Annotated in this window: 11 protein-coding genes; 3 read left to right on the top strand and 8 right to left on the bottom strand. The window is 71.1% G+C overall.

Translation table 11 applies throughout. The features are described from left to right. From ACIQPT_RS13830 to ACIQPT_RS13815, 4 genes are all read right to left on the bottom strand, one after another. Positions 1-897: a hypothetical protein gene (locus ACIQPT_RS13830; protein WP_401155696.1), complete on the bottom strand. Its 897-nt coding sequence runs from the start codon at positions 895-897 to the stop codon at positions 1-3. 101 nt (positions 898-998) lie between these two features. Continuing rightward, positions 999-1727 (bottom strand): Crp/Fnr family transcriptional regulator, encoded by a 729-nt coding sequence (locus tag ACIQPT_RS13825; RefSeq protein WP_401155694.1) that lies wholly within the window; start codon positions 1725-1727, stop codon positions 999-1001. A gap of 454 nt (positions 1728-2181) precedes the next feature. Continuing rightward, complete coding sequence (locus tag ACIQPT_RS13820; RefSeq protein ID WP_401155692.1) at positions 2182-4068, bottom strand: lysyl oxidase family protein; 1887 nt, start codon at positions 4066-4068, stop codon at positions 2182-2184. A 213-nt stretch (positions 4069-4281) separates the two neighbouring features. Then, positions 4282-5346 (bottom strand): Lrp/AsnC family transcriptional regulator, encoded by a 1065-nt coding sequence (locus ACIQPT_RS13815; protein ID WP_401155690.1) that lies wholly within the window; start codon positions 5344-5346, stop codon positions 4282-4284. 150 nt (positions 5347-5496) lie between these two features. Between ACIQPT_RS13815 and ACIQPT_RS13810 the strand changes: the two genes are divergently transcribed. Next, positions 5497-5895, top strand: a complete 399-nt coding sequence (locus ACIQPT_RS13810; RefSeq protein ID WP_401155688.1) for a VOC family protein — start codon at positions 5497-5499, stop codon at positions 5893-5895. 67 nt (positions 5896-5962) lie between these two features. Next, a complete protein-coding gene (locus ACIQPT_RS13805) occupies positions 5963-6445 on the top strand; it encodes a hypothetical protein (protein WP_401155686.1) in 483 nt (160 codons plus the stop codon). 8 nt (positions 6446-6453) lie between these two features. Here the strand turns inward: ACIQPT_RS13805 and ACIQPT_RS13800 are convergent, their stop codons facing one another. After that, positions 6454-6849: a MarR family winged helix-turn-helix transcriptional regulator gene (locus ACIQPT_RS13800; RefSeq protein ID WP_401155684.1), complete on the bottom strand. Its 396-nt coding sequence runs from the start codon at positions 6847-6849 to the stop codon at positions 6454-6456. 90 nt (positions 6850-6939) lie between these two features. On the opposite strand from ACIQPT_RS13800, the gene ACIQPT_RS13795 reads away from it, so the two are divergent. Next, positions 6940-8394, top strand: coding sequence for an MFS transporter (locus tag ACIQPT_RS13795; protein WP_401155682.1), 1455 nt, complete (start codon positions 6940-6942; stop codon positions 8392-8394). Positions 8395-8515: 121 nt separating this feature from the next. Here ACIQPT_RS13795 and ACIQPT_RS13790 read toward each other — a convergent pair whose 3' ends face one another. From ACIQPT_RS13790 to ACIQPT_RS13780, 3 genes are all read right to left on the bottom strand, one after another. Further along, positions 8516-11236 carry a tetratricopeptide repeat protein gene (locus tag ACIQPT_RS13790; protein ID WP_401155680.1) on the bottom strand — a complete coding sequence of 907 codons (2721 nt, stop codon included), beginning with the start codon at positions 11234-11236 and terminating at the stop codon, positions 8516-8518. Between the two features lie 42 nt (positions 11237-11278). Then, positions 11279-11713 (bottom strand): hypothetical protein, encoded by a 435-nt coding sequence (locus ACIQPT_RS13785; protein ID WP_401155678.1) that lies wholly within the window; start codon positions 11711-11713, stop codon positions 11279-11281. Between the two features lie 159 nt (positions 11714-11872). Next, positions 11873-12457: a TetR/AcrR family transcriptional regulator gene (locus tag ACIQPT_RS13780; RefSeq protein ID WP_218525748.1), complete on the bottom strand. Its 585-nt coding sequence runs from the start codon at positions 12455-12457 to the stop codon at positions 11873-11875. Position 12458: the final 1 nt, after the last annotated feature.

Raw genomic sequence — 12458 nt, 5'->3', positions numbered from 1 at the left:
TCAGTCCTTCCGGGGTCCGGCGCCGGTGACGCGGCCGATGTGTACGGGCTGCTGGTAGACGTTGTGCTGGTGGACGGAGAGATCGCCCTTGGCCATGTACCGGGCGGGCGCCTCCCCGTCCTCCCCGTCCTCGTCCTCCACGTCGTCCATGTCCTCGTCGTCCACGTCTCCGTATCCGCCTCCGCCCCTGTCGCCGTCCTGATCGGCGGCGACGGCCGGTCCGGCGGCGGGCGGAGGAACGGCCGGTCCGGCGACCGGACCACCGACCGGTGCGGCCGGCTCCTCCGGAGCGACCGGCCCGATGTCCGGCGCGGGCCGTCCCGGCAGGTGGAACCAGGCGGTGACGGGGCCCTCCTTGAGGGCGAGCCGCGCCGGGGCGAAGCGCGCGGGCTCGATGAACTTGCCCCCGGCGGAGACCACATCGACGTAGAGGGAGTCGGAGACGGCGAGGACCAGATCGGCCCGCTCGCGGTCCAGCAGGTCCCGGGCGACGGTGGAGTCGGCGAGCCGGCAGGTCAGGTCGACCGCGCGCCCGCTGATGCCCCGGCTGTCGTGGCGTACGGGCCCGACGTGCATCGCCACCCGCAGCCCGAGCGGCACGATGAGGGCGCCGTTCTCCTCCCGCAGGTTCTCGTGGACCTCCACCATCCACAGGCCCAGCAGCCGCGTCACCGCGAACCGGCCGGGGACCGACACCAGCACGCCGTCCCCGCGGTCCTCCATGTGGACGGCGTCCCGGACCACCCCGGCCTGGGCGAACGCGTTCTCCAGGACCCGGTAGATCCGCTCCCGCATCCGGGGCTTCTCCGAGTCGCTGTACTGCCCGGAACGTCTGGCGTCCACGCTGATGACCAGCTCGTAGCGTGCCTCACCGGCATCCAACGCGTCGTGCTCCACCCCGTGCCCCGCTCTCTCTCCGCCACCGCTTGCCGTCCCGTACAGCTTCCGGCCCGGGACGAAGGCCGTCTGTAGCCGTTTACACACGGCGGGGCAGAGCTTTACTCCCGGTGCCCCTCCGCGAGGAGGGCGAGCAGCGCGGGGTCGAGGATCTCCACCATGCGCGTACCGGTGCGGACGATGTTCTGGGTGCGCAGCAGCCGCAGCGCCTTCGCGACCGCTTCCCGGGTCGCCCCGACGGTGGCGGCCAGTTCGTCCTGGGCGAGGTGGACGACGGCCCCGGTGGGCTGCCTGGTACCGGCGTGCCCGGAGCCCGGCGCGGACGGCGCGTAGGGGCCCGAGGGGGCGACCCGGGAGAGTTCGGTGAGCCGGCTCGCCAGGCGCTGGAGGACGGTCAGGGAGGCGAGGGCGGAGCGCTCCTGGTCCGCGCTGCGCAGCCGGAAGGTCAGCTGCCGTATCACCAGCCCGCTGACCCGGGGATGCGTGGCGAGGAACCGGCGGAACGCGTCACCGCCGATGACGCTCGCCTCGACGGTGCCGAGCGCCCGTACGGTGGCGCTGCGCGGGTGACTGTCCAACGCGGCCATTTCTCCCAGGAGTTCGCCGGGCCCCCGCAGCCCGAGTATGAGCCGGGTGGCGCCGCGGTCGGTGGTGCGGGAGACGGTCGCCCAGCCGCGGAGCATGATCACCACGTGTCCGGTCCGGTCGCCCTCGGTCAGGAGCGGGGCGTCGGCCGGGTACTCCTTGCGGTGCCCCAGGGCCATGACGCTCTCGTACTCCGGGGCGGTCAGAGCCCGCCCGAACGCCAGCTCATCGCCGAGCAGCCCCATGGCCACTCCCCCCGCGGCGGTATGTATGGCCCGATCTCGTGGCGTAGATGCTTCCAGAACCACCCCTGGAGGGGAGTGAATTGCGCCACACATGCGCTACGCATAGGTAACCGATGCGTTGCCTGGTCGACGACGGTGCCCGCCGCAAGCCCCCTCCCCGTACCCACGAGACGGAAGGGTGCCTTCCGCGGCGCCCCGGACGCCTCGTGTGCACCCGGGTGCGTCCCTGACCGGGGAAATCGCGGTGGGGCGGGGGAGGCGCGGCGGAACCGCGGTGCTGCGGGGGCCGGGGTTACGGGTGCACGGGCGAGTTGGCGAGAACTCGGGTTTGGGTCACCGCATGCCGACGGCCCCGGGAACGCTTTCCCGGGGCCGTCGGAACGTACGTGGGACGTACGCATGACGTACGTGGGACGTACGTCATGCGGGCGAATCAACGCACCGCTGACAAAAGCTAGTTGGCGTCCACCAGGTGATGGGCGGGCACCTTCACCGTGCGGGCGCCCTTCTTCCCTCCGAGGACGACCTTGCGCAGGGCGCTGTTGTTGGTGTGGTCGGTCTCCTTGAGCCGGTTCTCCGGGTTGGCGAGGACCTGGATGTAGTACGTGCCGTTCGGCAGGTCCGTGATGTCGAAGGACTGGCCGGGCAGGTCCTGGGTGTAGGTGTCACCGGAGCCGACGTCGAGCACCTCGCGGACGGAGATCGAGTTCTCCTGGCCGCACGCGGTGGACAGATCGGTGTTGCCCGGGTGCCAGTTGGCGTTCTTCACCGTGTAGTCGACGGCGTCGGTGTTGGCCAGGCAGAACGCCTCCTTGCCGCTGCGCACCGACTCCTTCTGGTCGGCCTTCAGCAGCCGGTAGCTGGCGAAGTCCGTGAAGTGCCAGTGCTCGTGGCCGGGGCGCGGGTCCCACTCCATGGTGCCGGTCGGGGTGTAGCCGACCTGCTTGCCGTCGGCGTCGTAGAAGTACTGGTAGGCGTCCATCAGCTCCTTGCCCGGGGAACGGAAGCCGTCCACGACGAGCTTGGCCGGGCCCGCGTTCCACACGTTGGCGCTGAAGGCGAGGTAGTCCTTGCCGGGCACGTCCTCGTAGCCGTCGCTGACGGTGATGCCGTACGCGGGCAGCGAGCGCAGGTCCGGCTTGGGCACGTCGGGCACGGTGGCCTTGCCGGTGGGCCGCTTCGCGTTGGGCGGTACGCCGGGCGCTTGGCGCGACCCGTCGGTCTGCCCGGCGTGGTCGCCGACCTTGGCGGCCGAGAAGGCCTGCCGCTGGAGGGACTCCTTCTTCAGCGCCCAGGGCAGGGCGGGCGGAGCGGGCGGGTAGGGCCCGTGGCCGACGTTGAACGTGGAGCCGGCGCCGGTCGTCCGGCCGGCGGGGGCCTCGGTACGGGCGGGAGCGCCGTGCCCGGCGTGGGCGGAGGGTGCGGCGGCCTGCCCGTGCCCTTCATGGCCGGCGTGCCCCTCGTGCCCCTCGTGCCCAGAAGAGGCGGTCCGCGCACCGGACTTGGTGGCGTCGGACTTCGATGCGTCGGACGTCGATGCGTCGGACTTGGTGGCGTCGGACTTCGATGTGTCGGACTTCGGGGCGACGCTGCGGGGCGCGGCGGCCACGCCCCCACCCTCCTCCTCTTCCCAACTGCGCTCGCGCACGACGACCTTGACGCTCTGCGGCTTGTCGGCGATGCCGAAGAGGTCGCGGTACTTCTTCGTCACGGAGATCTTGGCGGTGTAGGTCCCGGCGGCCAGCTGGACCGGGTCGGAGTAGTACCCGGCGTAGGTGTTGGACGCCCAGCCGTTCTCGACGCCCCACACCGAGCCGAGGGTGAAGGGGTTCACCGGACAGCTCTGCGGATACTTCGAGTTGGCGGGGGCGTCCGGCCGGATCCGCCCGGAGGCGTTGTTCGGGCAGAAGGCCTCGGTCTTGCTCAGCACGGTCTTGCCCGCCGCGTCGGTGACCGCGATCTTCACGAAGTCCGGCAGCCCGGAGAAGTCCTTCACCAGCCCGGCGGGAAGCGCCTTGGACGTGGTCTTCTTCCCGTTGCGCAGGATCTGCGTGGCGACCACCGGGTCCTTGTAGGACTTACGGGTCACCTTGACCTCGAAGGCGCCGTTCTCCGAGGTGACATACGTCCCGAGGTCGAGATAGACGCCGGGGTCGTCCTTCCACGAGTCGAGCGTCACCGAGGTGGAGGCGGCGACGAGGCCGAGCTTCGGCGTCGGCTCCGCCGTCTTCGCGTCGGGCGCGGCGGCGACGACGCCCGCCGTCACGGCGACGGCCGCGGCGATGGCGATCGAGGGGCGGGTCAGGCGGTGTGTGCGGCCCTGCTGGGATCTGGTCATCATTCCTCGTACTTCCGGACTTCCGAGTGCGTGATGGAACGTGGACGCTCAGCACGGCCCCAACTCACCTGTGGCGACGCTGTGTCCGGCCTGTGAGAGGCCGGCCCGGACCCTTCGGGTTGTCTGCACTCACCCGGATGGCCCACGGTTGTCCGAAAACTCATGAGGCACGCCGAGCCCCAGAAGCCCCAGGAGTCCCAGAGGTCCCGGGTGTCGCTACGGCGCAGCAGCTCCGCCGGATGCCGTACCCGCACGCTTTTCGGCCAAGGGCACGAGCAATGGACCGGCTCGTTTCGTACGTCGCTGGGTCACGGCGCTTTCGATGCCGGTGATGCCGTCCAGCGCGGCCAACTCGCCGGTCACGTAGGCGTGCAGCCCGCTCACACTGCGGCACTCCACCATGGCGAAGACGGAGCTGGGCCCGGTGGTGAGAGCGGCGAACGCGACCTGGGGGTGCCCGGCCAGCGCTTTGGCCACCGCCCGGAGCCCGGCCGGCGGGACGTCGAGCCACAGGAGCGCTTCGATGGGGTACCCGAACAGGGCCGGATCGATCTCCACCTCGAAGGCGAGGACCCCGGAGTCCCGGAGCTGCCCGATGCGCCGCCGTACGGTGGATTCCGAGCACCCCGTGACCGCTGCCAGCCGCCCCAGATCCGCCCGCGCGTCCTGCGAGAGGGCGCGCAGTAGGGCGTTGTCGGCCGCGCCGAGCACGGGCGCCGCCATCGCTTCCGCTTCCGCTGCCGCTTCCGTGGGGCCTGCCACGGGCACGGGGCCCGGCCGCGGCGGTCGCAGCAGGCGTTGCTCCGCCTCGTCGAGGGCGTTCAGCCGCCCCGCCCACCCGCCGACACCCGCGACCGGCCGCAGCACGCAGGCCGCGTCGACGTCCCGTACCCCCGCCGTCCGGGCGAGCTGCTCGAAGAACGGGCGCCGGCCGTCGTCGCCCGGCTGCGGCGTACGGATCATGCAGGTGAGTTCGGTGCCGCCCACCAGCGGCGCGATCCATGACGTGTCCTCCCGCCGCGCGAGCAGGACGGCGAGCGTCTGCATCGCCTCGGGCGCACAGCGGACCCTGATGATCCAGTCCAGCATCCCGGCCCGCCCGCCGTCGACCAGCCCGACCACCCGCAGGGCCAGCCGCGACCGGAGCCGGTGGTAGCGGCGCGCCACGGTGCGTTCCGGTACGCCGACGGCGGCCGCGATACGGCTGAAGGGCAGGCGTCCGTCGAGCTGGAGGGCGTGGATCAGCCGGCGGTCCAAGGCGTCGAGCGTGACGGATTCCATCAACCGTGCCCCTCCCCGCGTCCGATTCCCGCAAACTCCGCCCGGATCGCGTCCTGTTCGGCCCGCCCCGGACCGACACTGCCGGTGACCACGGACCCGTGTGCCCGACTGGGACGCGCGGGAGCGCAGAGAGAAAGAGGACCCACCACCATGCTGACCGTACTCCCGATCAGATACGTCGCCGACGTGGCCGCGTCACGACGCTTCTACGAGGGTCTGGGCCTCGCCCTCCGCCCCGACCTGAGCGTAGATGTCTGGGCCCACCTGTCCGCGGGGGCCGGAGAGGTGGGGATCCATGACGCCGCGGTCTCCCAGGGCCGCCCGCCCGGCACCACCGAACTGGGCTTCGCCACCGACGAGCCCCTGGAGGCGGTGGCGGACCGACTGGCGGCGGCGGGCTACGCCTACGACCTGGTCGACGAGAACTTCGGCCGCAGCGTTCGCGTCACGGATCCGGACGGCGTGATCGTCCAGATCCAGGAGATCGACCGGGCCACGGTCCGACGCTCGGCTCGCTCGGCGGAAGGGGCGAGCGAGCCCCACCCCTGAGGGCCGCCACCGACATTCCTCCTCGCTCCCCCCGGGCCACCACGCCCCGAAAGGATTGAGTCCCCCCGTGGAACCCCTCATCGCTCTCGTCGGCATCACCTGCCTCGCGCTGCTCGTCGGAGCGTGCGGGGTCCACCGCCTCCGGCGGCTGCCCACCGCTCTGCGCGGTGGGCTGGCGGCCATGTTCCTGCTGACCGGCGGAGCCCACTTCATCGGCATGCGCGAGGAACTCGTCGCCATGGTGCCGCCGGACCTTCCGTCCCCCGGGCTGCTTGTCACGGTGACCGGCGTCGCCGAGATCGCGGGGGCCCTGGCCCTGCTGTGGCGCCGGACGGCCGCCCCGGCGGCCGGGTTGCTCACCGTCCTGCTGATCGCGATGTTCCCGGCCAACGTGTACGCGGCGGACACCGCCGACACCTGGTGGGACGAGCTGATCCCGCGCACCCTGACGCAGCTCGTCTTCCTCGCGGCGGCGGTGACGGTGCTGGCGGACCGGATCCGCGACAGGCGGCAGGCTCACGTGACGCGCGACGCGGGCCGGCGCAGCTGATCAATTGATCAGCTGATCAACGTCCGGGCGTCGGCGTTCTCCTCGGCGATCCGGCCGAGCACGTCCTCGACGGTCGCGGCGGCGTCCGCGAAGATCCGGTGTCCCGAATCGGTGAGCCGGATCTGGGAGCTGCGGCCGTCGCCGGGGGAGGGTTCACGGGCCACATACCCCGCGTCGACCATCTGCGTCACCAGCCGGGAGACCTGTGGCTGACTGCGCGAGGTACGGGTGCTGACCTCTCCCGGGCGGATCCACGCCTCCTCGTGCGACAGCACCTCCATGATCTCGTAGGCGCTCACACAGAGGTCGTACTTCTCGGACAGGGCGTGCTCGATCCGCTGGTTCATGAGGGCGCCGACGCGCACCAGGGACAGCCACCGGTCGGAAAGAGGATTGTTCGCCACGCTTGGCAGTCTAGGTCCGCCGGCACTACATTATCGATTCATTCGCATGAATGTAATTACCGCGATTGAGCCCCGGACCAGGAGACACCCATGCCCGAAGCCCCTGTACTCACGGATGTCCGACCAGGAGAGGCCCGTACGCCCGCCAAGGCGTCCTGGCTGCCGATGGCCGCTGTGGGCGTGGCGCAGCTGATGGTCATGCTCGACGTGACGGTCGTCAACGTGGCCCTGCCCTCGATCGGCGCCGACCTGCCCGCCGGGCCGTCCGCGCTCCCGTGGGTGATCAGCGCGTACATCCTGCTGTACGGGAGCCTGCTGCTGTTCGGCGGCCGGGTCTCGGACGTGATCGGGCGGCGCAGGGCCTTCCTGGCCGGACTGCTGACCTTCGCCGTCGCGTCCGTCCTGTGCGGTCTCGCCGGGAACCAGGAACTCCTCATCGCCGGAAGGGCGTTGCAGGGCCTGGGCGCGGCGGTGCTGTCGGCCGCGGCGCTGTCGATCGTGCTGACGGTGTACGAGAACGAGGAGCAGCGCAAGGCGGCCCTCGCGCTCTGGAGCGGCCTGGGCGTCATCGGGGCCATCCTCGGTGCGGTGCTGGGCGGTCTCGTCGTCTCGGCCGTCAGCTGGCGCTGGGCCTTCCTCATCAACGTTCCGGTGAGCCTCGCCGCGGGCGTCATGGCGCTGCGCAGCCTGCCCGCCATGGCGCCGGCCGGCCGCCGGCCCCTGCGTCTGCCCACGGCCTTCCTGGCCACAACAGGCCTGGCCTGCCTGTCCTTCGGGCTCATCCAGCTGCACGACGGGATGGCCTCGGTCACCGCCTGGTCGAGCATGGCGCTGTCCGCCGTACTGCTCACGGTGGTGGCCCGCACGGAGCTCGGGAAGTCCGACCCCCTGCTGCCCCTGCACCTGCTGCGGATCCCGACGTACTGGCTCAGCAGCCTGGGCCTGCTGCTCGCCGCCGTGGTGATGATGGGCAGCTCCTACCTCGCGAGCAACTACTTCCAGGGCGCCCACGGCATGAGCGCCTTCGCCACCGGCCTCGCCCTGCTGCCGATGGGCCTGGCCTCCTTGCTCTTCGCTCTCTTCGTGCCCAGCCTGATCAACCGGGCCGGTCCGGGCGGCGCCTACCTGGCCGGGGCGCTCGCCCAGATCACCGGCGCCGCCCTGCTCGCCGCCGGCCCGTCCGGCGTCCCGACGGCCGTCATCGCGCTGATCGTCATCGGCGCGGGCCTGCCCACCTGCTTCGTCCCGCTGTACGGCATCGGCGCCTCCCACGTACGCCGCGAGGAGTCGGGCGTCGGCTCGGCCCTCCTCAACACGTTCAACGAGAGCGGCGCGGCCCTCGGGATCGCCGTGATCGGCACGATCCTGGCGGCCACCCTGCAGCGCGAGACCTCCGCCGGCGCGCCCGCCGCCGACGCCATGACCACCGGTGTCGGCCACGGCTTCCTGGCCCTGGTGATCTGTGCGGCACTCGCCGCGGGCATCGCCCTGGCGCTGCACCGGCTGACCCGCGCCGAGACGGCCGCCGCGGCGGACCACGGCTGAGGGGCGTCCACGCCACTCCGGTTCGACCCGCTCGCCCGGACCGGGGAGCTCCCGCCCTTCACAGCGGTGAGCTCCCGGGGCCGGGCGGCCGTGTCTTCGCACAACCGGGAACCGCCCGGGGTCATGTGTCCGGTGCGGACCGCTCCTCCGCGTGGTCCTCGGCCTCCTGAGGATCCGCCCCGAAGATCCGATGGAACTCCGACCAGGCGGCGGCGCATTCAGGATCGCCCTCGGGCAGGCAGAAGGCCAACTGCTCCCACGCCAGTCCGAGCTGCCCGATCGCCTCGTCGAAGTCGTCGGAGCCTTCTGAGTAGTCGGAGTCGGTGGTGAGCGCGCGGAGTATGCGGACCGCCTCTCGGGCGGAATCTGCCGCGGCAGACCTGTCTTCGAGACCGTTCTGCGCCTTGCTGAGATTCACGTATGTCTGTGCCAGGGTCGTGATCAGCGCGTCGGAGAACACCGGGAACGCGGTGTGCAGCAGCTCGATCGCTTCGGTGAGGACCGGCAATGCCTGCGCGTAGTTCGTGACCGACACCAGGTTCTGGCCGAGCAGGACCATGGTGATGGCGAACCTGCGGTCGTCCTGTGAGATCCCGGCCTCTCTGAGCTGCCGTTCCACCCCCACCAGCTCACGCCGGACCTTGATCAGCTCGTCGGTGGTCTCCACCTCCTCCAGCACGCCCACCAGCGCGAAAAGGCATCCGCCCAGTTCTTCCAGGTAGCGGAGCGGCACATGCTCCGCGAGGTGCCGTAGGAGCACGGCGGCCTTCGCCAGAGCGGCGGCGGCCTCTCCGGTCCGGCCGACCCGTCCGAGGCTCAACCCCAGGTTGTGCAGCGTGCTGGCGTAGTCGGGCTGGTGCATCGGGGGATCACTGGCGGACAGCCGGCGCAGGGCGTCGGCTGCCCGGATGCCGAACTCGACCGCCTCATGGGGGCGGTCCAGTTCGTGCATCAGGCTGGCGATCCTCGCAGTGGCGCGGACCGATGCCGGGGTGAAGCGCTCGATGTTCCGGGCCGCCAGCTCCTGGTACAGCTCCTCGGCTTCGAGAGCGGCGGTGAGCGATCCTTGCGGATCCCCAGAGTCGACGAGCGCCTTGGCATGATTGCTCAGACTCTTCGCCAGGGCGGCCTTGTAGGTGGTGGCGTCTTCCCCCGCTCTTCTTGCGCCTTCGTCAGCATGGTCCCGCAGGATTTGGATCGCCTCAGCGGTGATCGGTATCGGATTCCCGCCCATCCTCCCGATCGCCTCGGAATAGAAGTTGAGGAGATCGATCAGCTCGGCCAGGGACGTGATGTCCAGCAGATCCAGGTTCTCCCGCGCGAGCTGTACGGCCTCGCCCAGCACCCGGGCTGCTTCGACGTTCTCGCCGCAGGCCAGCAGTCGGCTGCCGAGCATCCCCCACACCAGGATTGCACCGGCGTCGGACTCTCCCTCGGGTACCGCCTCGACGATGCGTTGCGTCAGCTCGAGCCGGGCGTATGCCAGTTCCACGCCCGGGTCCGGACGTATGGCGACGACCAGCACAGCGCCCAGGGAAAGGTGCTCAGCCACCGCGAGCATGAGTGCGGGCGAGGTTTCGGCGAGTTCCGGCCGCCGGATGATCACGCGGTCCAGGAGGTCTCGTACGGCCTCATGGCGCGCGGCGTTCGCGAGGACGAGCAGGGCCTGGCGGACATCGCCGTCCCGCAGGACTTCGCCGCCGAGCAGGAGCATGGCCAGATCGTCGGCGAACTCGTCGTCGCGGCCCAGGTACCAGCCGAGGAAGTCCTCGGCGAATCGGTCGGGGCGCAGCGGCACCAGGTGCTGGTCGCTCGGATACAGGAGGCGGTGGGCCGTCAGCGCTCGGTTGGCTTCGGCCTGCCCGTCGGTGACTCCGGCGGCGATCAGCAGTTCACGCGCGGAGTTCCGGGTGGCGAAGGGGCCGACGAGGGTCGCCAGGGTCACGAGCGCCCGCATGGTGTCCGCATCGGTCGAGGCATTCCAGCGACGTTGCTCGTGCAGCAACAGATAGCGGGAGATGTCGCCGGGGCGCCCATCGTCGTTGCCCGCCGCGACAACGGCGGCGAGCGCCGCCATGTGAAGGGTCAGTGGTGAGGCGTACGAGGGATCTGTCAGGTCGTCCGGGGCGGGCGGTGACAGGCCGGGCAGCTCCAGGGCCTGAGCGAAGCTGGTGGCGGCCTCGTGGAAGAGCGTCTCCCTCGACCGTTCAGGGAAGCCGGTCAGCGCGGCCGGCGGAGCGAACGCGATACCCAGGCCGTCGAGCTCGGCCTCCAGCTGATCCCAGAGGTGAGTGTGGGATCGGGCCAGCAGCAGGACCCGCACGGTGTGGTCCTGTTCGGCGGAACGTACGGATGCGAGCATCTCCAGCAGGCTCGTGTAGCGCCAGCGCTCGGCGTAGTCGACGACGATCAGCAGCTGTTCGCCGATCTCCCGCCGGGCGAGAGGCAACGCCGGCACCGGTGTCGTGAGGTCCCTGGCCTGTGCGACGGACCACCCTTCGGCAGCGGCGCGGGAGGCGAAATGCTGTGCGGTACGCGTCTTGCCCTGCCCGCCCGGTCCGTGGAGCAGAAGCACCGAGAGGCCCTCCGGGCCGTCCCGCCAGACGGTGAGTGCCCGCAGGTCGGCGATCGGCGGGGAGTAGGGAACCACCCGGTTTCCCGGATGCAGCAGGTAGCTCGGCTGATGCCGCACGCTCGCCGGCGGCCCGGGCGACTGCGCCGGGCTGAGAAGCTCCACCCGGAACGAGGGCCGTTCCAGAAGGATGGACAGGTCGCCGGTGACCTCCCCGATCTGGATGTTGTGACCGCCGATCCACGAGCTGTCCACGGACGGGCGGTTCACTTGTGCTGCCCTCGCTCCCCCCGAACCCGCCGACGACACCGGTCAGGTCCGGCCGATCCGCACGGCTCCGCCCGCCTGCCCGATCTGGATGTTGTCCCCGCCGATTTCGCTGTGGGAGACGGACGGACTGTGGTCCCCCGTCCGTACCCCCGGCATCGCCGCCCCCAACAAGGTGGCCAGTTCACCCCGCAGTTCGACGTCCTCGCGCAGTGCCCGCTCCAGCTGCTGCCGCAGCCCGGCAGTGGCGTCCGCGTCCTCCGGCCGGTCGGCAGCCTCGGCCACGGCCTGTTCCAGCTCGGTCCGCCCGGACGAGTTCTGGCGGCGCCACAGGGTCTGCAGGATGCGGCGTCCCAGGGCCGCGGTGCCATCCACCGCGGTCCCCTCCGCCCGGGTGAGAACGGCCGTCCCGTAGGCGCCGACGGCGGCTGCCAGGTACGGCCCGGCCTGGTCCACCCACTGCATGATCTCCGCGTCCATGACGTCCCTGCCCCGTGAAGCGGGCGGCCCGCGGCTGCGGCCCGTTTCCCCGGTTTCAGGCTAAGTGAACGTGCCGGGGGGCCAGATGCCTTTGACGACATCCGTTCCGGACGGAGCCGGGCCGCGTACGCGGGACCTGCCTGTATAGGCCGGAGGCCCTCAGGCCCCGCGTGCCCGCAGGATTCCCTCGACGCCCAGGAGGAAGGTCTCGGCGATCGGCTTCGGGTCGGAGAGGCAGCCCGCGGCCATGGCGCCGTCGCGGAGCATGACGAGGTGCCGGCCCGCTCCCTCGGCGGGCTCGTCGCCGACCTGTGCCAGCAGTTCGGTGACGGTTTCCAGGAACCACCGGCGGTGGGCCAGGACGGCCTGGTGGATGGGGTGGGCGGGGTCGGGGTATTCGGCCGCCGCGTTGAGGAAGGCGCAGCCGCGGAAGCCGGGGCTCTGGATGCCTCCGGTGATGAACCTGCCGATCGCCCGGACTGCGTCGGCCGCCGACGGCTCGCCCGCCCGCGCGGCCTCGATGCCCGCCCGGATGCCCCGGTCGGCCTGGTCGAGGTAGGCGAGGACGAGCTCTTCCTTGCCGGTGAAGTGGCGGTACAGCGTGGCGCGGGTGACCTGCGCCTCCGCGATGATCCGGTCGACGCCGACGGAGTGGATGCCCTCCGCGTAGAAGATTCTGGTCGCCGTGTCGAGCAGCCGCGCCCGCGCCGCCGACGTACTGGCCCTTCCCGTGCCCTCACTCATG

Source organism: Streptomyces sp. NPDC091289 (assembly GCF_044757365.1).
Classification (GTDB): domain Bacteria; phylum Actinomycetota; class Actinomycetes; order Streptomycetales; family Streptomycetaceae; genus Streptomyces.
Note: the sequence above shows the minus strand (reverse complement) of the source record. Positions and strands in the feature narration are given on the sequence as shown.

Excerpts from the sequence above, each read along its gene's own strand:
- ACIQPT_RS13825 (WP_401155694.1), bottom strand. The coding sequence starts at position 1,727 with ATGGGGCTGCTCGGCGATGAGCTGGCGTTCGGGCGGGCTCTGACCGCC.
- ACIQPT_RS13820 (WP_401155692.1), bottom strand. The coding sequence starts at position 4,068 with ATGATGACCAGATCCCAGCAGGGCCGCACACACCGCCTGACCCGCCCC.
- ACIQPT_RS13815 (WP_401155690.1), bottom strand. The coding sequence starts at position 5,346 with ATGGAATCCGTCACGCTCGACGCCTTGGACCGCCGGCTGATCCACGCC.
- ACIQPT_RS13810 (WP_401155688.1), top strand. The coding sequence starts at position 5,497 with ATGCTGACCGTACTCCCGATCAGATACGTCGCCGACGTGGCCGCGTCA.
- ACIQPT_RS13795 (WP_401155682.1), top strand. The coding sequence starts at position 6,940 with ATGCCCGAAGCCCCTGTACTCACGGATGTCCGACCAGGAGAGGCCCGT.
- ACIQPT_RS13785 (WP_401155678.1), bottom strand. The coding sequence starts at position 11,713 with ATGGACGCGGAGATCATGCAGTGGGTGGACCAGGCCGGGCCGTACCTG.
- ACIQPT_RS13780 (WP_218525748.1), bottom strand. The coding sequence starts at position 12,457 with ATGAGTGAGGGCACGGGAAGGGCCAGTACGTCGGCGGCGCGGGCGCGG.